Below are 21872 nucleotides of genomic sequence, written 5' to 3' on the forward strand. Positions count from 1 at the left end.
TAACTTTGACTGAAACGATATTGCGCGAATATAGAATATATATAATTTATTGTATAAAATAAATTTTTATTTTTACCATAAATAATAAAGGGAGAGATAGATTTTGATAAAAAGACAAATTATTCCGGCAATTCTGCTTTTGCTGGTTGTTCTTGTGTTGATGGGAACAGCAGCTGCAGCAATTGGCGGAAACGGATTAACAAAAGCAACTGCTTATGGAATTGACGACGATACAAATTATACGGAGTGGAACAACACATTAAGAGGCAACAACCAACATATTTTAGTGACGAGCACGACCCGTTTGGGTGACGTTCTTCAAAATGCCTACCCCGGTTCAACAATCTATTTAACAGACGATGCGCCGTATACGGCGAGCACGTGCATTATCGGAAATAATAGCACTACTATTACAATAAACGAGTCTACTGACGCCCCGATTATTGAACTGACCAGCCCATTTGACATCACCGGCAAATCTAACATAAGAATTGACAACGTCACAGTCAGTGGAACAGATGCCGCCAGAAGCGGTTTTAGAATTCTTTCCAGCGACAACATCACGCTCGATAACGTGACGGTGAAAAACTCAACAAGAACTTGCTTTGACTTCAACCGCAACAAAGATTGTACATACACAAATCTGAACGCAATCGGTAACGGTGCGGATGGTTTTGGAATGACATTTGTTCAAGGAATTAACATTTTTGTTACCGGTACCACAAGCAACAACGGCTGGGGCGGCGTAAATATAAACAATAAAGAATACTACGATGGACATGATATTGGAATATCCAACATCAACGTTTCAGGCGTCGTTTCATTAGAAAGCGTACCTGTTGTTCTTGAAGAATACAACAATTCAGCACCCGCAGTTCAGTCTGCTGTCGGCTCAATGTTTGGAAACCTGACCAACAATTCAATTATTATTTCGAATTCCAACGGCATCAGCAGCGAACCCATTTTCGGAAAAGTTGTTTTGCTGAACCCGACCAACGACGCTGCGACAAACGGTGCCATTTTGAAAGATGAGATCGCAAAAAATACGGAAGATGAAAATCAAATAAGCCTTCCGCCGAAAACATTTGCATTGGGCACGGATGTCACTGTCCCGAATAATGTCACACTCAGCGTTTCCAAAAACACGGTCATCGACGATGGTAATATTACAACAACGGGCGGCGGAGAAGTTAATACTGTTGTCCGAGCGGAAAGCAGCTCCGGTGGCGGCGGCGTCGGACAAGCCACCGTTGTGAACACGACTCAAACCAACAACACAACGACCAACGCCACCAACAATACAACAGTCAACAACACAACAACGCCGGCGACAAACACATCCAACACGTCGGCCAACACGTCCGTCAATACCACCGCCAACAACACCTCAACCCCGAGCAATGAAAGCTGGTGGAGCAAAAACATGTGGTATATCATTATCGCGATTGTGATTTTGATTATCCTCGCGGCGGGTGCGTATTACTACTTTTATATGAGACCGAAACAATAACTGATAACGGAAAGGATTTTTTCCTTTCTGTTTTTCTTTTTTCTTTATTTTTTTCTTTTTGTTTTGTTTTTCTGTTGTTGTTCATTCATTTTTTCGCATATTGAATCGGAAGCAAGTGTCTGCGTTACAGCATTTTTTTGGAATTTAAGTCTCAAAAATCATAAAATTTTGACATTTTTCAGATCTGGTAGGTATTTTCAATCACATAATATAAATATATAGATATATTTATTAAAAAATTTTAAATAACATCTACATAATTCAAACTGTGCTAATGCTGAAAAACGAGTATTTCTTCTAAATCGGAGAAATATAAAACGTGTTAATGAGTGCTGCTTTTTAAACAGATTTTCATTTTCCGTAAAGATCGGCATTAGGACTGAAAAACAAAAACGCATTTAAAATAATATTTTTGTTAAAAACGCATTATTGAACGTATAAATCTAAAATTTTTAAAGGTTGTACGTTTTTGGCCATTTTCGATTGTGAATGACATATTTTGCGTTTTACGAAACACGACAAAACGACAAGGAGAAAGATTTTTGATGAAAAAACAAATCATCCCGACATTTCTATTTTTACTGACTTTTTTTGTATTCATGGGAACATCGGCCGCAGCCATTGGCGGAACAGGCGCTGACGGCGATCCTTATGTTATTAACGACAATACGAATTATACAGCGTGGAATGACAGTCACAAAGCGGCCAATCAATTTATTTTGGTGACGAGTCCGACCCTTTTGGATGAAGTTCTTCAAAACGCCGAACAAGGATCAACCATTCTTTTGGTGACCGAAACGTACACAGCTGACCAATATCTAGTTTCCGCCGACGGACTCACCATCACAAATAACGCCACAGGTGATGTTCCGACCATTGAATTAACCGGCCGGACCGACGGTTTTAAAGTAAACGGCTTTGACGGCGTGACGATCCAAAACGTCATCCTTGACGGCAACGGAACAGCCGACTACGGTTTCAGAATTCAAAATGCAACGAACATCACGATGGACAACGTGACGGCAATAAATATGGTTAAATCAGCCTTCGACTTGAGCCGCAATATCGACTGCGTTTACACGAACTTGACCGCTCAGGACAACGGCGGATTCGGTATTTCAATCACCCAAGGAGAAAATGTAACCGTCTCCGGAAATACAAAAAACAATAGCTGGGGCGGCATAAATGTGAACAACAAACAACATAAAGACTCAGCTGATATTAATACAACAAGCATTAATATTTCCGGCGTGGTCTCCACAGATGACATTCCTGTTGTCCTTGAAGAATACGATGTTGATGAACCTCAAACCGTTCAATCGGTTATCGCCCCGTCGCTTGGCGTCAACTTGACCAACACTGCCTTTATGATTTCAAATCCCGCCGGAATTAACACTGCAGGAACGATTTTCGGAAAAATCATCTTATTGAATCCGGCCAATGATCCGGAGACAAACGGCGATATTTTGGAAAACGTCTTGGAAAACGCAACTGAAGAAACTCAAATCAGCGTCCCGCCGGGAGAATTTAATGTTTCGTCGGACGAGGTCCCGAACAACGTCACCCTCAGCCTTTCCGGCGGCACAGACATTAACGGTGAATTAACTTACGGAGACGGAAAGCCGATCGATTACACAATCCGGGAAAACGGCAGTGGCGGCGGCACCGGAAAAGCGACCGTTGTGAACACAACGGCGCCGGCAAATACAACAAATGTAACCGACCCAGCCGTTCCGGACAACACGTCCGACACATCATCAAACACATCAACGAACACCACGCCCAATGACACACCCAACGCCACGCCTGAACCCGAAACCGATTCAGTACCCAATCCCACATCCATTGTATTGATTGTCGTTTTGATCGTCATCGGTGCGGGCGCTTATTACTATTTCTACGTCAAACCGAAACAAAAATGATTAAAAGAAAGGGATTTACTTTCTTTTTTTTCATTTTTCTTTTTTTCATTTTTCTTCGCGGCGAGCCGTCGCGCGCGTTATGGCAATCACTTTTTAAGACGACATCAAAAATGAAGGAGCGTTTCATTTGATTTCCGATAGAAATATATGTTGATAAAAATATAATTACATCAATTAAAAGAAGAGGAGATTCAAAATGAAAAAGGCCGTATTTTTGTTTGACATTGACGACACCTGTTACAACGGTTATTCGCCGGGCGATTTGATGAAAGCCGAAGTTGCCGGCGGTTTTTACAAAAAAGAAGAAATGGACGGTTTGATTGCCGACCTCAAGGAAAAATACATGGAAAAAGAACCGTACGAAGAGCTGGCGGAACTTTACGTTCGGGACATGGCGAAAATTTTGGCCGGAAAAGACCGAAATATTTTGTACGAACACGCCAAAACGGTTTTTGAGAAAAATATCGACAAGCTGAACGACTTTTTGCCGGCCATCATCGACCGGTACGGAAAAACGCATGACTTTTATTTTGTTTCCGGCGGTTTTGATTATTCCGTGCAGGCGGTCGCCGACATTTTCGGCGCGGCCGGCTATGCGGCGACGACGCTGAAAACCAAAGACGGCGTCTATCAAAATGAAATCATCAAAGACATGTCGTACGCCGCCGACAAGTCCCGGGAAGCGGAAATCATCATGAAAAAATATCCGAAAAAAGGATCGATTGCGTTCGGCGACGCGACGGCGGACGCGGGGATGATGAAATTCACCGAGTTTGGGATTTACGTGCATCCGAACGATAAAGTGAAAGAACTGGCGGCAAAAAACGGATGGAACGTTGTCGACGATCGGAAAGCTGTTTTTCAAAAAGTGGTTGATCTTTTGGGATAAAATTTCAACCGAATATACAAATTTAACGACATCCTTTTTTATTTTTAGTATGCGGCGTTTGCCGCCTTTTCTTCTTCAAGTCCATTTTCAAGAATATACCCTCAAAAAGATGAATACCAACAGCATTTTAACATATATATATATAAAATTAAATAATAAACAGCCACATAATATTGATTTTTGAAAAACGTTGTATAGAGGCCGTGCAAATTTCAAATCGGCAAAAAATTGCGTCAAAAATAAACGTCGAAAAACGGAATCTATATTAAAAGAAAAAAATCAAAACCGTGACTAATGACGTATATATTTAATAAAAATTTTATCTGAATAAATATATATAATTTTAAAAATATAGAATAATTCATAGAATTATATCTGTGAGATAATAGTAGAGATATAATCCTATAGTTTAAAGGAGGGATATAATTGATAAAGAGACGATTGACCCCGATTATTATATTTTTATTGACGCTTATGGCGCTGACCGGAACAGCCGCTGCTCTTTCGGGAGACGGAACATCCGCCGACACCGCTTATATCGTCGACGACAATTCAAATTTAACCGCATGGGAAGACGTTGCCCAACCAAACCAATTCGTTAAAGTAACAGCTCTTGATCTTTTGGACGAAGTTCTTTTAAGCGCACAGTCCGATACAACTGTTCTTTTGACGAACGGACCCTACACCGCAACTCAATATTTGATTTTGTCATCCGAAGAAGGAATCACGGTAACAAATGATGCCGGCGCTTCGCCGGTGATTCAATTAACCGGAGTGACGGATGGTTTTAAAATCCAATCCAACCGGACGACGATCAAAAACGTCACTCTTGACGGCACAAATACGGCAGATTACGGATTCCGGGTCCAAATTGATTACAACACCGGACTGGGCGGACACAACATTATATTCGACAATGTCACAGCCACAAACATGAATAAAACAGCTTTTGATTTCAGCCGCAACACTAATTGCAGTTACACAAATCTCACCGCTATAAACAACGGCGCTTTTGGCCTGACAATCACTCAAGGAAATAATGTCACCGTTTTAAACACCGTTACCCAAAACAATTCGTGGGGCGGTGTAAACGTCAACAACAAGCCGCAAGGAGACGCCTATGATATGCCAACGGCTGATATTGACATCTCCGGTATTCAGTCCCTGGAAATAAACCCGATTACGCTTGAAGAATACAACACGTCTTCAGCATCTGAAATTCGGAGTAATACGGACGTCCCCTCAAACATTGATTTGAATAATATGTCCGTCGTTGTTTCAAATAGCGGCCCGGGAGGAGTTGAGGACGACACAACAACCCCAATGTCCACAAAACTTGTGACATTAAATATCAACAATACGGAAACACAAAACGGTTCCGTTTTGTCTAAACTTTTAGAAGAATCCGTTGACGGAAATGAAGTGAATGTTCCGGCCGGAAACTTCAATGTCGGAAACGTCACAATCCCTGCAAATATCACAATTGTGGGGTCCGGAAACCCGACGATTATCGGAATTTTAACGCCTGCCCCGGGCATTGACCCGCCCGTTGAAGAAGGCGTTACCGTTACTCCGCCGCCGGCCGGCTCAGGCGGCGGCACCGGACAAGCCACTGTTGTGAACACGACTCAAACCAACAACACCACAACAAACAACACAACGACCAACGATACAACAACAAACAACACAACACCACCGACAAACACTTCCGATACATCCAACACGTCGCCGAATACCACGCCCAATAACACATCAACTCCGAGCAGCGAAAGCTGGTGGGACCAATACATGTGGTACGTGATCGGCGCAATCATCGTGATTTTGATTGTCGCTGCCGGCGCATACTATTACTTCTACGTGTACAAACCGAAAAACAGTTAAGGAAAGGGATTTTCCCTTTCTTTTTATTTATTTTCAACACCAATTATTTTCAACACCAATTATTTTCAACACCAATTATTTTCAACACCAATTTCAGCTTTTCTCATCCTAAAATTCAATAAAAAAAGCCGGCGTCATCTTTGACGCCGGCTTTGGTCTTTTTTGCCTGTATGGTTGTCATCCGTTTTTGAATTTTTTTATTGAATTTAGGGCAGCGGTTTGTTATACCGGCTGCGGCCGGGCACGTATTTGTTGTACAAATACATCACCGGCGTGAGCAGCAACGTCAACAAGACCGGCAGCAAGATCCACCAATCGCTCAGCTGACAGTAGTAAACGTAGAACCACACCGCTGTGCAGAACAGAACGAAAATCCACACCAAAGTGATGATCCACCACTTGTTGCTGATTCTGTCGTTGTCAATGTCCGGGTCATCCTTGTACCGCTTGTACAGGAATCCGACTTGGACGGCCAGCAAAACCAAAAGCAAGGCGTAGAGCCACCACCAATGGAACACCGGACAGCCGGCGTCGACGACAACCGGCTCATCAACGGCCGGTGGTTTGACGTCGGGGTCAACGGTTGGTTCAAAACCGACCGGATCGTTTTTGGGGATAATTGTGGCGTTACCTTCGCCGCCGCCACTGCCGGATTTCGGGACGGTGATTGTTGCGGTTGAGTTTTTGAAAACACCGGAACCGTCGTCGTCTTCGATGACAGCCATATTTTTGTACGTACCGGCGGACGTATATGTTTTTGTATAAGTGAGCGTGGCAGATTCACCGCTGGTGAGCGTCAGCCCGGTTCCGGCAACGTAATTGCCACCTGTTAAAGTGACGTTTGTTGTATCAACGAGCAAGTCGTTCGCACTCACATAAACCAGTACCGGATCCGTTCCGCCAAGTTCATCGGCGACCATGGCCAAATCTTTCGAAATCGGGTATCCGTTTGTGACGGTCACTTTGTAGTAAGCGTCGCCGCCACCTTTCGGAAGTTCGGCTTCTTTCCCCCAGCGAATTCCATCCGTGCTGACAATTTTGTCGATGGCGACGGCGTCAATCGGAATCGTCGGTGTGTTGAACGGAAGGTAGTATGTGTTTTTGGACGGATAGTCGTAAACTGCCAAATCGGAAACCGTATGATCCGGCGCCGTAAAATTGACAAAACACATATTATCGTCGCTCACGTGCAAATGATCTGTGGAAGCCGGCGTTCCGGTCAACTCAATCCGATAAGTGATCACGTATTTCGTATGCGAATTCTTTGTGAGTGGGATGTTTTCAACAACGGCTTGATTTTCATAATCATCTCGAAGCTGGAACTGCAGCGTATTTCCGGAAACGGAAACCACATCTCTTGTCACGCCATCAAAATCGCTTGTAATATCCGTGCCGGCCGGGTTGTCATCCACATAAACCATCGCGGAATAGGAACCTGCAACGTAGGTGAAATTCGGGTCTGCTGAATCTTGCACATACAAATTGTCTACCGGTACGTAAAATTTTGTCGCAGCGGAGTTAACCGAACTTACCAACAAAGGACCGATGCTGCTGTATTCCGTTGGATCCATATAAAAAGACGGATCGGAAGCCAATTTTTTGAGTTCTTTGGTTGTGTTCAAATAAGTCCAAACATTAACCGCCTGAATCGGCCACCATTGACCATCACTGTTATTGTAATAAAGTTCAGAAATATTACAGAACGTCCGAACGCCCATAATATTTGTTCCCCAGCTTTCGATTGGCGATGTATTATATCCTTGAAATCTGGCGTCATCGTAATATTGAGCCGGAGGAACCGGAATATCATCCATATCACAATCAGCAGATTCATTAAATACCGGATATAAATGTCCGATTCCCATCACATAAAGTAATGCATTCCCCTGAGTGGGATCTTTAATGATATCCGCCTGAATTTGGGCCCTCCTGTGACATTCAATAATTCCGCGCCGGGAGTAACCGAAACCCGAAACACTTGCAGGATAGAGATTATTATAGTTCGTATTTGCCCCTTTGTCATAATAATTCGAGTTTCCATCGGTAATTAAAATAACAACATTATCTCCGGAGAATTCAACTGAATCATTCAAATATTTATTTGCCAACCATAATCCGGATTCGGCGTTTGTACCACCCGTTCCGATGAGCGCTTTACCGTACTTGGGATCAACGCCTGTTGAACCTTCGTTATCGAAACTTCTGTTTAAATCATCAATTGCTTTATAGAACTCAACTTTGTCAGCGCTTTCAACTTTATAGTAATTGTATTGTGTATTCGACAAAGTGTTGCCGTTGTTATTCCTTAATCCCTTGTTTACTGTATTTTCTTTTTTGAGAGGTTCATAATAATTTTTTGAGAAAGGAATGACTGTAATTGTTGAACTGGCATTTGCATCCCAGATCTCCTTTGATGCGTTTTTCAAAGCCCTTGTCGCATAATACATGCGAACGTTAGATTCGCCCTCATAGTCTTTGTAATCTTCTGAAACCATACTGCTTGTTATGTCAAGAACAAAAATGAAATTCTTGGCTTCCGGCGGGTAGTAGGTCATTTCGACCGGATCAACATCAATCGTCAACGTCACATCGTATTCGTCGGCATTGGTTGTATTTTTCAAAACAGTTTTGTTAATCACAACCAAATCGGTGACATTGATTTTTTTGTTCGTCGCTAAACTTCCATTATCGACCAAAGTGATCGTTCCGGAGAAAACCGGACCTGTTAAATCATATCCGGAAGATGTCAAATCCGTACAGTCCATATAAGGAACGCTGACTGTTGCATGTTCCGTCAACGGATCGCTCGCATCGTCGTAAACCATTAAGGAACCGGCAGCCGATGCCAAGGGCGTGACCAAGAACAAGAGAACGAAAAATAAGGCGATAGACCTAATGATACGCATATTTATGAGACCCATATTACAAACCTACATTTCTAGTATTTTGGAATTAAATTCAAAACCAATGATAGAATGATAATAAATATTTGAAATATATAATGCTATCGTCGAAATATTAATAGTTTAATAAAATAATTACTAATTAATAACAATTATTAATAAACTAATATAATATAATTTGATTAAATGCGTAACTTTTCAAAAAGGAAGAAAGAAAAAAAGAGAAGAGAGGAAAAGAAGAGAAAAGAAGAGAAAGAAGAATTAAAAAAAGAACCGGCCGTCGGATGATTGCCGGTTCAACTTTCTTTTTGATTTTGCTTTTATGTTGTAGTTGCTTTTATGTTGATTTTGCTGTCGTTTTTGTTTTTCGTCTGTTTTTCTTTTGTTTTTTAAAAACCGTTTTTGTTTTAAATTGAATTGTTCATGATGTTTTTACACCTTGAACTTGACCGGGACGTATTTGTTGTACAAATAAATCACCGGGATCATCAACAAGGCCAGAATGACCGGCAGCCAAATCCACACATTGCTCAGAGCGCAGTGGTTGGCGTAGATGAAGATGGACGTCGCAATGACCAAGACGAGCATGATCGCCAGAATGATCCACCATTTGTTCGGCAAAGCCGCCTTATACTTCTTGTAAAGGAACGCGCTTTGAACCAGTGCCAAAGCAATCACCAGCAAGAAGACCCACGTGTAGGCAAACGGCGCGCAGCTTTCCTCATTCGGAATGGTGAGCGTGTAAACGCCGCTGTTGTTGGTCAGCGTGTAACCGTCAATCGGCGCAATCGTCAAATCGTCATTGACAACAACTTTGATGCTGCCGTCAATCGGCACATAGCCGGCCGGCGCAGATGTTTCAAAGATGGTGTACGTCGTGGCGTGCGTCAGGTAGATCTTTTCGGTATGTCCGGATTGGTTGGTGGTGTACACCATTTTCGGATTGAAAGAGCTGCCGTTGGCGTCGCGGATTTCAAACGTCGCCGTCAATTTCTTGGATGTATTGGCGCCGTCCACTTTTTCAATGATCAATTGCGTCGTGTTGTTGTCGCTTTCATAACCTTCGGCCACAGACGGAGGTGTTGTGTTGTCGGTCGGAACAACAGTCGCGTTGCCTTCACTGCCGCCGCCTCCGGGGGAAGCGACTGTGACGGTTGCGGTTGAGTTTTTAAGAGTGCCGTTTAGTGGATCGTCGTAGTCACCGGATGGTGTCGAATTGTAGTATTCCCAATCTTTGACAACGACCATATTTTTGTAAGTACCCGACGATGTGTAATCCGTTTCGTAAGTAACAACACTGGATTGACCGGAGCCCAACGCTAAGACGGGCAAAGCACCCGAATTACCATCAATCTCGACACCTGCTTTTTCAAGCAAATTGCTGCCAATCTTATCGTTGAAAATTGTTAGTTGATTTGTTCCGCCTACTTTGTCATTGACACGATCTAACGTAATCGTGCTATCATATCCGTTTGTCACAACGATCTTGTAATAAGCCGTACCGCCTTCTTTCGGCAAAGAGATGGATTTCGCCCAGTAGATTCCATCAGTACTGACGTATTTTTGGATGGAAACAGATCCAATCGGAACTGTTGGCGTATTAAACGGAACATAGTAAATGTTATTCAGGTTTGTGTAAACAGAGATATTTGTTTTGGACTCTATGTGATCCGGTGCAATGAAACTCACATAACTTCTGTTATCGATGCTGGTGTGTAGGTGATCTCCTTGAACACTGGCTTGTGGTGTAATTTGGTAAGTAATAATGTATTGTGTCTTAGAGGACGATGTCAATGGAACACCGCTTGAAATCGGATTTGCACCGAGACTGATATTCAATACACCACCGGCATCTGTGAAAGCTGTAGATGATGTAACATTAACAGGTGCGTTGCCATCAACAATGCGTTCAATCTTTACAGAGCTAGCGACGTAATCAAACGAGCCATCATTGACCTTGTCGTAGACATATAAATCGTCAACAGGCGCCCAGAAGTGTGTTGATGAAGTGACAGCACCAAGCAACAGGGGACCAATGCTGCTGTAATCTGACGGATCAGAATAGTGAGCCGGACTGCTTGCCAACGTTTTTAATTCTTTAGTGACATTAAAATAGGTCCAGCCGTTTGCCGGCAACCATGATCCGGAATTATCGACGAGTTCAGTACATGCGGGATAATTAACTGCATCTGTCGTACCAGTTCCGCCAGTATATGGATCTCCAGTTCCACCCTCTGCACAAGTATTTGTCGAATTATACCCTGCAAAACCATCATTATTAAAGATAGGATATAGGTGCCCGATTCCCATTACATAAAGAATAGCATTTCCACCGCTCGGATCTTTAATGGAAGTAGCCAAATCTCCAACTTGATCATGCCATCTCAATACACTCGGCCTGCCACTATTCCATATTACAGCATTGTTGTTACCATGGTCATAACCATAATTTGGATTTCCATCCGTAATCAGAATAACAACACGATTCTTCTGAGGAATTGCCCCATTTGCATCTGTTGTGGGGATAGTGCCATCCGTCAAAAATTCATTGGCTAACCATAATCCCGACTCTGTATTCGTACCGCTTCCGACAATTCCTCCGGAGATTTTTTCATTTTGATCTTCTACAGGATTATATGTGGTTGTATTAAGTGCTTGGATTGCCGCTTTAAATGTTACAGGATCAACACTTCCATTTACTTTATAATAGTTGTAATTTAAAAGCTTGCCATCATTGGCACTGACCAATATTCCACCACCATCATATACCGGAGCTGTTGCTCCCCTAAATAACAATCCACCTGTAGGAAGTGGTTCAAAATAATCCGCTTGGAAAGGGATAATAGTAACAGTAGATTCCGGATTTTCGGCCCAAATCTCCTCTGAAGCATTAACCAGCGCATCGAGAGCGTAATCCATTCGGACTTTTGTTTCTCCCTCAAATTCCATATACCTCTTATTGGTCATGCTGCTTGTCACGTCAAGAACGATAATGACATCCAGTTTCGGCGGCGGGTTATACGTCAATTCAGCCGGCGTAACATCAACCGTCATTGTAACATCATAATCGGTGCCGTTCTTCACGACATCTTTATTGATCGTCACCAAATCTGTCAAAGTCGCTTTTTTACCATTCGTCAGATTTCCGTTATCAATAACGGTAATCGTCCCGGATGCCACAGGTCCGACTAAATCATAACCACTGGATGTCGGATCCGAACATGTATTTGTCATCTGAATAAGTGTGTTTTTGTTCACACCATTATCGTTTACAGTGATTGTTCCGGCCGCAGACGCCAACGGCGCGGCCAGGAACAAAAGAACGAAAAATAAAGCTGTTAATTGAAGTGTATTTTTCATTGTGTCAACCCACAGTTTTGACGTTGTTAAGAAATTTTGAATATTTTTTGATAAATGATAATTTATTTTGAGAATGCCTTTTTTAGAACAAATGTTCAAATAATAACATTTCACCAGAGTATATAATATTATCTCAAACATATTGGTAGTTGATTCGTATAATTGCCAAGTTTCAAAAATATATAAATGATAATATAAATAGTTCGATATCAGAAAAAAGAAAATTGATCAGAAAAAGGAAAAGATTAAATGAAGCAGACCAAATCTGCCAAAACGAAAACAAGATCAAAATTAAATCATCGTTGAGAATGAGAGTATATTAATCATATCTATCTCATAAATATGTTTTTCATACTATGGTTCTCATACTATGTGTCTCATTCATATGTATTTCATTCATATGTGTCTCATTCATATGTTTTCATACATTGAATAATTTTGAAGATTAAATGTAAACCGTTTCATTTGAATACATGAAACGAGTTGACGTTAAGGTTAACAATATCATCCCTGATAATTTTTAATATTTGGGATTCAATGATTACATTTATTAACAATAACAAAACTGTATAATTTGAGGTTATAAAAATGGACGCTAAAAATTACGTCGAAACGGTTTTGGAAGAAGTTAAGCGCCGAAACCCCGGAGAAACTGAATTCCACAACGCTGTTGCCGAAGTGCTTCACTCTTTAACGCCGGTCTTTGAGAAAAGAACGGATTTAATGGACGCCGCCATCCTGGAAAGAATTGTCGAGCCCGAGCGCGCGATTTCCTTCCGTGTCCCGTGGATGGACGACGCCGGAAAAATCCATGTCAACCGCGGTTTCCGCGTTCAGTTCAACGGCGCGATCGGACCCTACAAAGGCGGACTCCGCTTCCACCCGTCCGTGAACCAAAGCATTATCAAATTCCTTGGATTTGAACAAACTTTCAAGAATTCCCTCACCGGCCTGCCCATGGGCGGCGGAAAAGGCGGTTCGGACTTTGACCCGAAAGGCAAAACCGACGCTGAGGTCATGCGCTTCTGTCAAAGCTTTATGTCTGAATTGTACAAACACATCGGCCCCGATGTGGACGTTCCGGCCGGCGACATCGGTGTCGGCGGACGTGAAATCGGCTACATGTACGGCATGTACCGCAAATTATCCAACTCCAGCAGCCAAGGCGTGCTGACCGGAAAAGGCCTGACGTTCGGCGGCAGTCTCGGACGCACCCCCGCCACCGGTTACGGTCTCCTTTATTTCACCAACGAAATGGTGAAGGACAAAGGCGAATCCATGAAAGGAAAGACGGTTGCCATCTCCGGTTCCGGAAACGTGGCCACCTACGCCATTGAAAAAGCGCAAGAGATGGGCGCCAAAGTCGTCACCTGCAGCGACTCCGCCGGATATATTTATTGTAAAGACGGCGTTGATTTGGAAGCCGTCAAACAAATCAAAGAAGTCGAGCGCCTCAGAATTAAAGAATACGTCAACCGCTGCGGCGGCGAGTATTTCGAAGGCTGCGCCAACATTTGGGACGTGAAATGCGATGTCGCATTGCCCTGCGCCACCCAAAACGAATTAGACTTGGCGGCCGCTCAAAAATTGATCCAAAACGGCGTAAAATACGTCGTGGAAGGCGCCAACATGCCCTGTTCCTTAGACGCCATGAAAGCGTTCATCGACGCCGGCGTTTACTTCGGACCCGCCAAAGCCGCCAATGCCGGCGGTGTGGCCTGCTCCGGTTTGGAAATGACGCAAAACGCGCTCCGGTTGAGCTGGTCCTTTGAAGAAGTCGACGAAAGACTCCAAGGCATCATGAAAAACATTTTCAAGAACGCCAAGAAGTCCGCCGACGAATACGGCTACAAAGACAATCTCGTGGTCGGCGCCAACATCGCCGGTTTCATGAAAGTCGCCACCGCTATGATGGGACAAGGTTTAATTTAAAATCAATCAACCGAATCGGAAAAGAATATTTCTTTTCCTTTTTTCTTTTTTTCAATTTTTTTCTTTCTTTGCGTTTTTTGCTTGTTTTGTTTTGGTTTTTGGCGGGCGGCATGCGCGCGCGTTAAGCAGCACGTTTTCGCAGAAATTTCAAACCAAGCAGCCGGCTTAAACAAAAAAATACCGAATTTCACCTTTTTGGAAATATATAATAGATAGCCGCAGGCATTATTTCGGAACCAACATCGGCAAAAAAATACAAAAGAATAAATACTTCCCCCAAATATTTCTGATTATTAAACTTTCAAAGCCGGCTGAAGTTTAATGCACGAAATAAGGAGGAAAGAAAATGGCGATTGAACTTGAATTATCAAATATGCCTGCCGATTTAAAACTGAAATCGGTTTTAAGCGAACTGCAAAAAGACACGCAATTCTTTGTGAAAGATGTCGATCAGATTTGGTTTTATTATTCCAAAAAACCGAATTTTTCTGAGATTTTATGGTACGTCACCCGCGCCGTCAAAGAAAAATACGGGCCGCGGTTGTTGGGACAAATGAAAATCGAAGTGGAATATGATTGTCACTTTTTGGAGATTCAGATTCCGATTGCAGAGAGTGGCATCGAACTGAGTGATGAAATGATCGGCATTTGTGAAGAAGCACGAAGAATGTACGGAACGACAGCAAGTTGCTTTTTTTTGATTACACAATATGAAAAATATTGAGGTAAAAACGATGAAAAAAGAAACAAACGCGAAAAAAGAAAATGAATTTAAACCGATTCATTTTTTGCACATGGCCAAATATTTATTTAAAATAGCCCAAAATGATTACCCCATGCCTGATTCCGCTTACAGGACAGCAATTGGAAGAGCTTACTACGCCGCGTTTTTGGAAGCAAGAATTTACGCATCTGAAAACATGAATTTCGTCTGCTCAAAAACCGGAAAAGATCATACGAATTTAGCTGATTTTTATAAAAATTCGAAAGATGGCACGATTCGATATATCGGCGAGTATTTGTTTAAATTGAAAAAATGGAGAACGATCAGTGATTATGACATACCGGCAGAATTCAAAATGCCAATTAAAGAACAAGCAAAAGACGCGATTACGCATTCCATGAAAATATTTTCAAAACTCAATTAATTACGTTTCAGTTAAAAATGCCTTCTCATAACATAAACATTCATTCTAAAAAACGATTACAGCTCCAACTTTATTCGTCATTTTTATTCATAATTGAAAACAATTGACCCTTACAGCCATCTCGGCCAAGGAACGCCAAACGATTTCACCATGCTTGCCACTTCATCATGAACCGGCTTGTCTATTTTCAACAAAATCAAACCGTACAAGAGCCCGCCGGCCGTAAAAACGACAAGCAGCCAAGGAATGTTTGAAACCGGGATGAAATACGTGACCGTCAGCAGGAATGCGCACATAATAAGGGACGCTGCAACCATTTTGGCGGCCGATTTCCAGTTGTATGACACCGGAATCACTTTTTTGAGGAAGAGGTACGATAAAACCGAGTTGAGGGTCATGGCAATAATCGTGGCGATTGCTGCGCCTTCCATACCGTAGTCCGGAATCAAAACCGCGTTGAGAACAATGTTTGCCAAAATGCCGGCGGCAATGGACAGGAACGCGAATTTCGGGTGGCTGACGGCGTTGAGGCAAATGCCTTGCAGATACATAAAAACGGTAATGACTTGAATAAACGACAGCAAGTAAAGCGGAACGACGCCCGGCATGTAAGCTGCTCCGTAAAAAAGGGAAATGAAATCGGACCCGAGAACCAAAAAGCTGAAAAAGATCGGAATCGCCAACATCAGAGAAATGTTCGTCCCCACCTGTAGACCGATTGTAATTTCTTTGATTTGGCCGTTTTCATTCCAGGCGCTGAATTTCGGATACAGGACCGCTTTCATCGAGATGGCGGCCAGCCCGGCCAGCATGGAAAACTGGTAAACGATCCGGTAAATACCGGCTTCGGTTTCACCCAGATATTCACCGATGAATACGACGTCGATATTTTGATAGACCAGATAGCAGCTCATCACTAAAAAGATGAGAACGGCGTAGGTCAACAAGCGCTTAAAAATATCTTTGGAGAATGTCACCAGCTTCAAACTCGTGTAGAATTGTGCGAAAACGGCGGCCGCAATCATACCGGCCAAAAATCCGCCCATCAGTCCGAATGAATGGTATCCGAGCCAGACGAAAACAATTTGGAACAGGGAACGGACCGCCGTATTCAAGAAAAGCGACACTTGAAACGCGTTGACTTTGCCGTCGCTGTACGCCGCGTAAATCCGGCTGTTGTAGAAATAATCGATCAGCAGGGCGGCGATAATCCACCAGAGGATACCGGTTTTAACAATGGTGGATTCCGGAAACAGGACCGACGAGATGAGCAGCAGCGCAACGACCAGCATCAAATAAACCAGACGCAAGACCATGGACGCCGAATAATATTCGTTTTTCGTCCGGCCTTCGCTAATGAGTTTGACGCCGGCTTCACCGATTCCGCTTTCGGAAAACAGGTAAAACAGCGCGTTGTAAGAGAAAAATAAAAAGTAAACGCCGACAATCGATGGGTCGACCGTCCTTGTAAAATAAATCGTGCTTAGAAACCCGATGGCTGTCAAACCGAATTGGGAAATCAGCGACACGAGCGATTGAGTCCGAAGCGTTTGTGAACGCTTGGAAGCGTCGTCGCGGCCGGAACCGCCGCTTTGACCTCTGTTTTTGTCTCTGTTTCCGAAATTCGAAAAAATGTCTGCCGTCTGAGCCATCCATTTTTAAACCGCCGTGAAGGTATTTAACAGTTGGGGATTGCTGCCGGCAAAAAGGAAAGTCAAAAGAAATCAAGCAGAAGTCAAAGGAATGGAAAAGGAAACAAAAGAATGGACAAGGATGAAAAAAATAAAAAAGATGAAAAAGATGGAAAAGATGGAAAAGGCGGGAAAAAAGAAATCAAAAAAATAGAAACGGAAGTCAAAAGAATGTAAAAACAAAGGGTCACGATAAGAACAACCAAATAAAATGGTGTTCAAATCATGATCATGCAGATGAAAAACAAATACATTTACCGTTCTAAAATTTCTGAATCCAAATTTCGGCAAATTGTGAAGCTTTTTGCCTTAGATCTGGATGCAACCCAAATATCCCAAATTGTTGGTTTAAGTCGGGTTACCATCAACCGATATTTGATGGCAATCCGCGAGCGGATTGCCGAATATTGTGAATTGGAATCTCCTTTTCAGGGAGAAGTTGAAGTTGATGAGTCTTACTTTGGCCCAAAACGTGTAAAGGGAAAGAGAGGACGCGGTGCCGGCAGCAAAACAATCGTATTTGGATTAGTAAAACGGCAAGGGAAGGTTTACACGGAAATCGTTCCGGATTGTTCCAAATCAACATTACAGTCAATCATTAAAGGAAAAGTTGAGCCGGATAGTGTTATTTACTCTGACAACTGGCACGGATATGATGGATTGGTTGATGTGGGATATGATAAACACTATCGTGTGGACCATGGAAAAGATGAATTTGTCAATGGAAAATCCCATATTAATGGGATTGAAGGATTCTGGGGTTTTTCTAAAACCAGAATGAGTAAGTACAGAGGGATTGATAAAAGATATTTTAATCTTTACTTAAAAGAATGTGAATTTAGGTACAATTATAGGAATGAGAATTTATATCTGAAAATCCTGGAAATTATCAGAGAAAATCCTCTATTCTTATCATGACCCAAAACAAATTCGTAGAGAATAAATAGAATTAAATAACTTGCCTGAATATTGGCTTTTTATTTGGAGTTTGACTTCATATTGTTTTTATTTTTTATTTTATTGGTTTAATTTTAATCATACCAATGATTTGAGAGGTATAAAATTGGCACAGAAAAGTAATCATGAGCCCGCAAAACCGGTTGACGAAAAACCGGCGGCGCCGGTTTCAACCGAAACGGCTCACAAAGATTCAAAATCTGATGACTTGGCGCACAAATACCTCGGAGACAAAAGTTCCATCTTAACAAGCGTTTTTTACGGTGTTTTGCTTTTGATTTCCGCAATTTTGGCGTTTGTCATCCGTATCGCTCCCCGCGAGGGCGTTTTTTTAAGCAACGGGTTCATCCGGCTCGGTGAAAACGATCCTTGGTACCACTGGAGAAACATCGACTATCTGCTTCATAATTATCCGCACATGTCCTGGTTCGACCCGTCCACCACTTACCCGTACGGCACCAACCAAGCGTTCGCACCACTTTTTGACATGATGGCGGCGACTTTTATTAAGATTCTTCAATTCTTGACCGGCAACACGTCTTCCGATTACGCGATGACAATTTTCGCCTACTGGCCCTGTCTTTTGGCAGCGCTTTGCGTGATTGTGATTTACTTCGTCGCGAAGAAAATCTTTAACAGCCGCGCCGTGGGTCTCGGATCCGCGTTCTTCGTCGCGATTGTGCCCGGACAGATTTTGTCCAGAAGTATTATCGGATTCTCCGACCACCACATTGCCGAAGTTCTGTTCAGCTCCATCGCCATTTTCTTCTTAATTGTCACGCTGTTGAAGGCGAAAGACAAGGTCATTACGTATGCCGATTTGAAAAACAAGAATGTGTCCGCTTTAAAACCGATTATTCCGTATGCGGTCTTAACGGGTATTTTCCTCGGCCTTTACGCCCTCATTTGGGAAGGCGCGCTTCTCTTTGCGTTTATGATCGGCCTTTTCGTGGTCGTTCAAATGATGGCCAACCACATGAGAAAAGAAAGCACGGTCTTCATTGCGATTACCGGCATGATCATCTTTGCCATTAACTTGATCTTGGTGGTCATCACCCCGCAGATTGGCGAATACAAATCCCTTCACATTTTAGCGCTCAGCGCCGGATTGATTGCGATTCTCGCCATGGCGATTTTGTCCTACCTGCTGGAGAAGAAAAACCTTAACCGGCTCTACTACCCGGTTATTTTGATCGTTCTCGGCGCCGCGGCCGCTATTGCCGGCAGTTTGATTTCCGATACCGTCAAAAACGCGGTTTTCGGCGTCGTCGGCTTCTTTACGAGAACAGGCGGCGCGCTGACGATCGGCGAAGCTTCGCCGTTCTTCGGAACATCCATCCCGCCGATTGCGTTTACGGCATTGATCGCCGTCTTCTTAATCGTCCTGCCGTTCTTGGGAACGCCGTACATTAAGAAAGACTACACCAAAGCGGTTTATCTGATTTGCTGGACCGTGGCGTTCTTGATTTTGATGATGGTTTCCGGCGACGGATTCGTCAAACTTTACGGCAGCTTCTCCGTTTTCGGATACATTTGGCTGATCGCGCTTCCGCTTTTGACTTACAAAGCCATTCGAGACAATAAGATGGAACACATCTTCTTGGTCGTTTGGACGATGGTCATTTTGTGGGCGCTGGTTCAGCAGAACCGTTTTGCGTACTACTTCATTGTTCCGATTATCATTTTGGCGATGTACCTTCTGTACGAGCTGGCCCACTACTACAAGTTAGACGTGGCGGCCGCCGAATGGAAAAAAGATATTTTGGGCAAGATGAACGGCAGCGGCGAAAGCCAAAAGGCTGACGCGAAACCGGAACCGGTTCACGCTGAAAAAGCCGACTCGAAAGGCCACCGCCCGGAATCCAAAGCTGCTAAGCAGGCTGCCCGGTCCGAAGCGGCCCGCCAGCCGGCCAAACCCAAGAAGAAATCGACGTCTGAAAAAGCGATCACCGGCGCAGTCATTATGGTTGTCGCGCTCCTGATCATTTTGGTGCCGACCGCTCTGATGACCGTTCAATACACGTACGGAACCGGCGGCCCGAACATGCCGTGGATTAACGCCACCACTTGGATGGCCAACAACACGCCGACGCCGACGCTTGATCCGTACGGCACATACACGCAACCGTTCGTTGACTTAGACGGCGACGGCAAAGCAGACCGTGTTTCCGGATCCGGTATTGAGTTCTATGAAAACCAAGTCAGCACAGTGCCGTTTGATTATCCGGACGGCTGTTACGGTATTATGTCGTGGTGGGATTACGGTCACTGGATTGAAGTGATCGGCGAACGTATGCCCAACTCCAATCCGTTCCAGTTCGGTGTCGGTGGACGCCGCGGCAATGTGACGGACCCGATGATTCCGGGATCTGCCCCGTACTTTACGGCGGAAAACGAATCGATGGCCACCTACTACTTGGAAGCCATCGACCCGCGCGAAAACATGTCGGGCGCCCGCTACATTGTGACGGACATTGAGATGGCGTCGGGGATGAGCAAATTCTATGCGATGACCGCGTGGACTTTGGACACGACCGGCTACACCGTGACGGTGCCGACCAGTGAAGGAAATATCACCTTAATCGGCAGCGACCGTTACTTCAACTCCCAAGTTGTTCAGCTGCACTTGTTTGACGCCCAGCACATGAAGCAATACCGCATGGTTTACGAATCCGAAATGGACAACGGCAACATGCGGCAGCAGGAAATTTACTACAAGAATTTGTACAACTACCTGCACACCGCAAACATCAGCAACCAGAGCAGCGGATACGTGAAAATCTTTGAATACGTGAAGGGCGCCAATGTGACCGGAACGGCAACGCCGAACTCGACGGTTTCGATCTACACGACGATTCAAACTAACCAGGGACGGACGTTCACCTACTCTCAGGAAACGACAGCCGACGCAAACGGACAATATTCGTTCACTGTGCCGTATTCCACAAGCGGACCGATTTCCGGACAAACCAACTTCGTCGTCAAGCCGACCGGCGCGTACACGCTGACAGCCGACGGCGCAACCAAAAAGGTTGAGGTTTCCGAGCAAGCGGTTTTGCAGGGACAAACGGTTCAAGTGACCTGATTCAAAGAATAAAATTTAAAAAATGAAACCGGGATTTTCCGGTTTCTTCTTTTCTTTTTTTCATTTTTTTGTGGCGAGCGGGCGGCGCGCGCGTTATGGCACGCATTTTTCGTTTGGATTTCAAAACCCGTTGGTGATTTTTGTTTAATTTTCTTTAAAATATAGGTGTCTGCTTTTTTATTTTTGTTCTTTAAGATTTGAGGTTCACTTTTTTCATCATTCCAAGCAAACCATCCCGTTTAAACAGACGCTTTGCGTCTGTTTAAACGGATACCGCACGCTTTTGAGATTGGAATAGTTAATAGTAGGTACAAATTGGAACAAGTGAACAACTGTATTGTTGGAAACTGAAAGGTACAAAACGGAAACAGAAAAAAACTGTATTGTTAGAAACAGAAGATGCAAAACGGGAACAAGAAAGACCTGTATTGTTCAGAAACAGATGATGCAAAACGGGAACAGGAAAAACCTGTATTGTTCAGAAACAGATGATGCAAAACGGGAACAGGAAAAACCTGTATTGTTCAGAAACAGATGATGCAAAACGGGAACAGGAAAAACCTGTATTGTTCAGAAACAGATGATGCAAAACGG

Annotated in this window: 12 protein-coding genes; 9 read left to right on the top strand and 3 right to left on the bottom strand. The window is 43.5% G+C overall.

What is annotated here, in order from left to right:
* Window positions 1-103 precede the first annotated feature (103 nt).
* The 4 genes from MsAg5_RS01375 to MsAg5_RS01390 all read left to right on the top strand — a co-directional run bounded on the left by MsAg5_RS01375 (window position 104) and on the right by MsAg5_RS01390 (window position 6202).
* Window positions 104-1510: a hypothetical protein gene (locus MsAg5_RS01375; RefSeq protein WP_338098825.1), complete on the top strand. Its 1407-nt coding sequence runs from the start codon at window positions 104-106 to the stop codon at window positions 1508-1510.
* Between the two features lie 599 nt (window positions 1511-2109).
* Window positions 2110-3432: a right-handed parallel beta-helix repeat-containing protein gene (locus MsAg5_RS01380; protein ID WP_338098826.1), complete on the top strand. Its 1323-nt coding sequence runs from the start codon at window positions 2110-2112 to the stop codon at window positions 3430-3432.
* A gap of 196 nt (window positions 3433-3628) precedes the next feature.
* A complete protein-coding gene (locus MsAg5_RS01385) occupies window positions 3629-4321 on the top strand; it encodes an HAD family hydrolase (protein ID WP_338098827.1) in 693 nt (230 codons plus the stop codon).
* 426 nt (window positions 4322-4747) lie between these two features.
* Window positions 4748-6202 carry a right-handed parallel beta-helix repeat-containing protein gene (locus tag MsAg5_RS01390; protein WP_338098828.1) on the top strand — a complete coding sequence of 485 codons (1455 nt, stop codon included), beginning with the start codon at window positions 4748-4750 and terminating at the stop codon, window positions 6200-6202.
* A 206-nt stretch (window positions 6203-6408) separates the two neighbouring features.
* On the opposite strand, the gene MsAg5_RS01395 is transcribed toward MsAg5_RS01390, so the two are convergent.
* Together MsAg5_RS01395 and MsAg5_RS01400 are read right to left on the bottom strand one after the other, a co-directional pair.
* On the bottom strand, window positions 6409-9063 hold the full coding sequence (locus MsAg5_RS01395; protein WP_338098829.1) for a vWA domain-containing protein: 2655 nt from the start codon (window positions 9061-9063) through the stop codon (window positions 6409-6411).
* A gap of 474 nt (window positions 9064-9537) precedes the next feature.
* On the bottom strand, window positions 9538-12564 hold the full coding sequence (locus tag MsAg5_RS01400; RefSeq protein WP_338098830.1) for a SpaA isopeptide-forming pilin-related protein: 3027 nt from the start codon (window positions 12562-12564) through the stop codon (window positions 9538-9540).
* A gap of 489 nt (window positions 12565-13053) precedes the next feature.
* Between MsAg5_RS01400 and gdhA the strand changes: the two genes are divergently transcribed.
* The 3 genes from gdhA to MsAg5_RS01415 all read left to right on the top strand — a co-directional run bounded on the left by gdhA (window position 13054) and on the right by MsAg5_RS01415 (window position 15545).
* Entirely contained in the window at window positions 13054-14397 is a 1344-nt protein-coding gene (gene gdhA / locus MsAg5_RS01405) for an NADP-specific glutamate dehydrogenase (RefSeq protein WP_338098831.1), read from the top strand.
* 346 nt (window positions 14398-14743) lie between these two features.
* On the top strand, window positions 14744-15121 hold the full coding sequence (locus MsAg5_RS01410) for a hypothetical protein (RefSeq protein WP_338098832.1): 378 nt from the start codon (window positions 14744-14746) through the stop codon (window positions 15119-15121).
* 70 nt (window positions 15122-15191) lie between these two features.
* The gene (locus tag MsAg5_RS01415; protein ID WP_338098836.1) at window positions 15192-15545 is read left to right on the top strand and encodes a HEPN domain-containing protein; all 354 of its coding nucleotides are present in this window, start codon (window positions 15192-15194) and stop codon (window positions 15543-15545) included.
* Between the two features lie 110 nt (window positions 15546-15655).
* Here the strand turns inward: MsAg5_RS01415 and MsAg5_RS01420 are convergent, their stop codons facing one another.
* Entirely contained in the window at window positions 15656-17197 is a 1542-nt protein-coding gene (locus MsAg5_RS01420; RefSeq protein ID WP_338098833.1) for a flippase, read from the bottom strand.
* Window positions 17198-17467: 270 nt separating this feature from the next.
* Here MsAg5_RS01420 and MsAg5_RS01425 point away from each other — a divergent pair, with 270 nt between their 5' ends.
* Entirely contained in the window at window positions 17468-18154 is a 687-nt protein-coding gene (locus MsAg5_RS01425) for an IS1595 family transposase (protein ID WP_338098837.1), read from the top strand.
* Window positions 18155-18299: 145 nt separating this feature from the next.
* Entirely contained in the window at window positions 18300-21278 is a 2979-nt protein-coding gene (locus MsAg5_RS01430; protein WP_338098834.1) for an STT3 domain-containing protein, read from the top strand.
* Window positions 21279-21872: the final 594 nt, after the last annotated feature.

Source organism: Methanolapillus africanus (genome assembly GCF_032714475.1).
In the GTDB taxonomy this organism is placed as follows: domain Archaea; phylum Halobacteriota; class Methanosarcinia; order Methanosarcinales; family Methanosarcinaceae; genus Methanolapillus; species Methanolapillus africanus.

Bases quoted from the DNA above. Each gene is read 5' to 3' on its own strand.
- MsAg5_RS01385 (WP_338098827.1), top strand. From the start codon at position 3,629: ATGAAAAAGGCCGTATTTTTGTTTGACATTGACGACACCTGTTACAAC.
- gdhA (WP_338098831.1), top strand. From the start codon at position 13,054: ATGGACGCTAAAAATTACGTCGAAACGGTTTTGGAAGAAGTTAAGCGC.
- MsAg5_RS01425 (WP_338098837.1), top strand. From the start codon at position 17,468: ATGCAGATGAAAAACAAATACATTTACCGTTCTAAAATTTCTGAATCC.
- MsAg5_RS01380 (WP_338098826.1), top strand. From the start codon at position 2,110: ATGGGAACATCGGCCGCAGCCATTGGCGGAACAGGCGCTGACGGCGAT.
- MsAg5_RS01420 (WP_338098833.1), bottom strand. From the start codon at position 17,197: ATGGCTCAGACGGCAGACATTTTTTCGAATTTCGGAAACAGAGACAAA.
- MsAg5_RS01415 (WP_338098836.1), top strand. From the start codon at position 15,192: ATGGCCAAATATTTATTTAAAATAGCCCAAAATGATTACCCCATGCCT.
- MsAg5_RS01410 (WP_338098832.1), top strand. From the start codon at position 14,744: ATGGCGATTGAACTTGAATTATCAAATATGCCTGCCGATTTAAAACTG.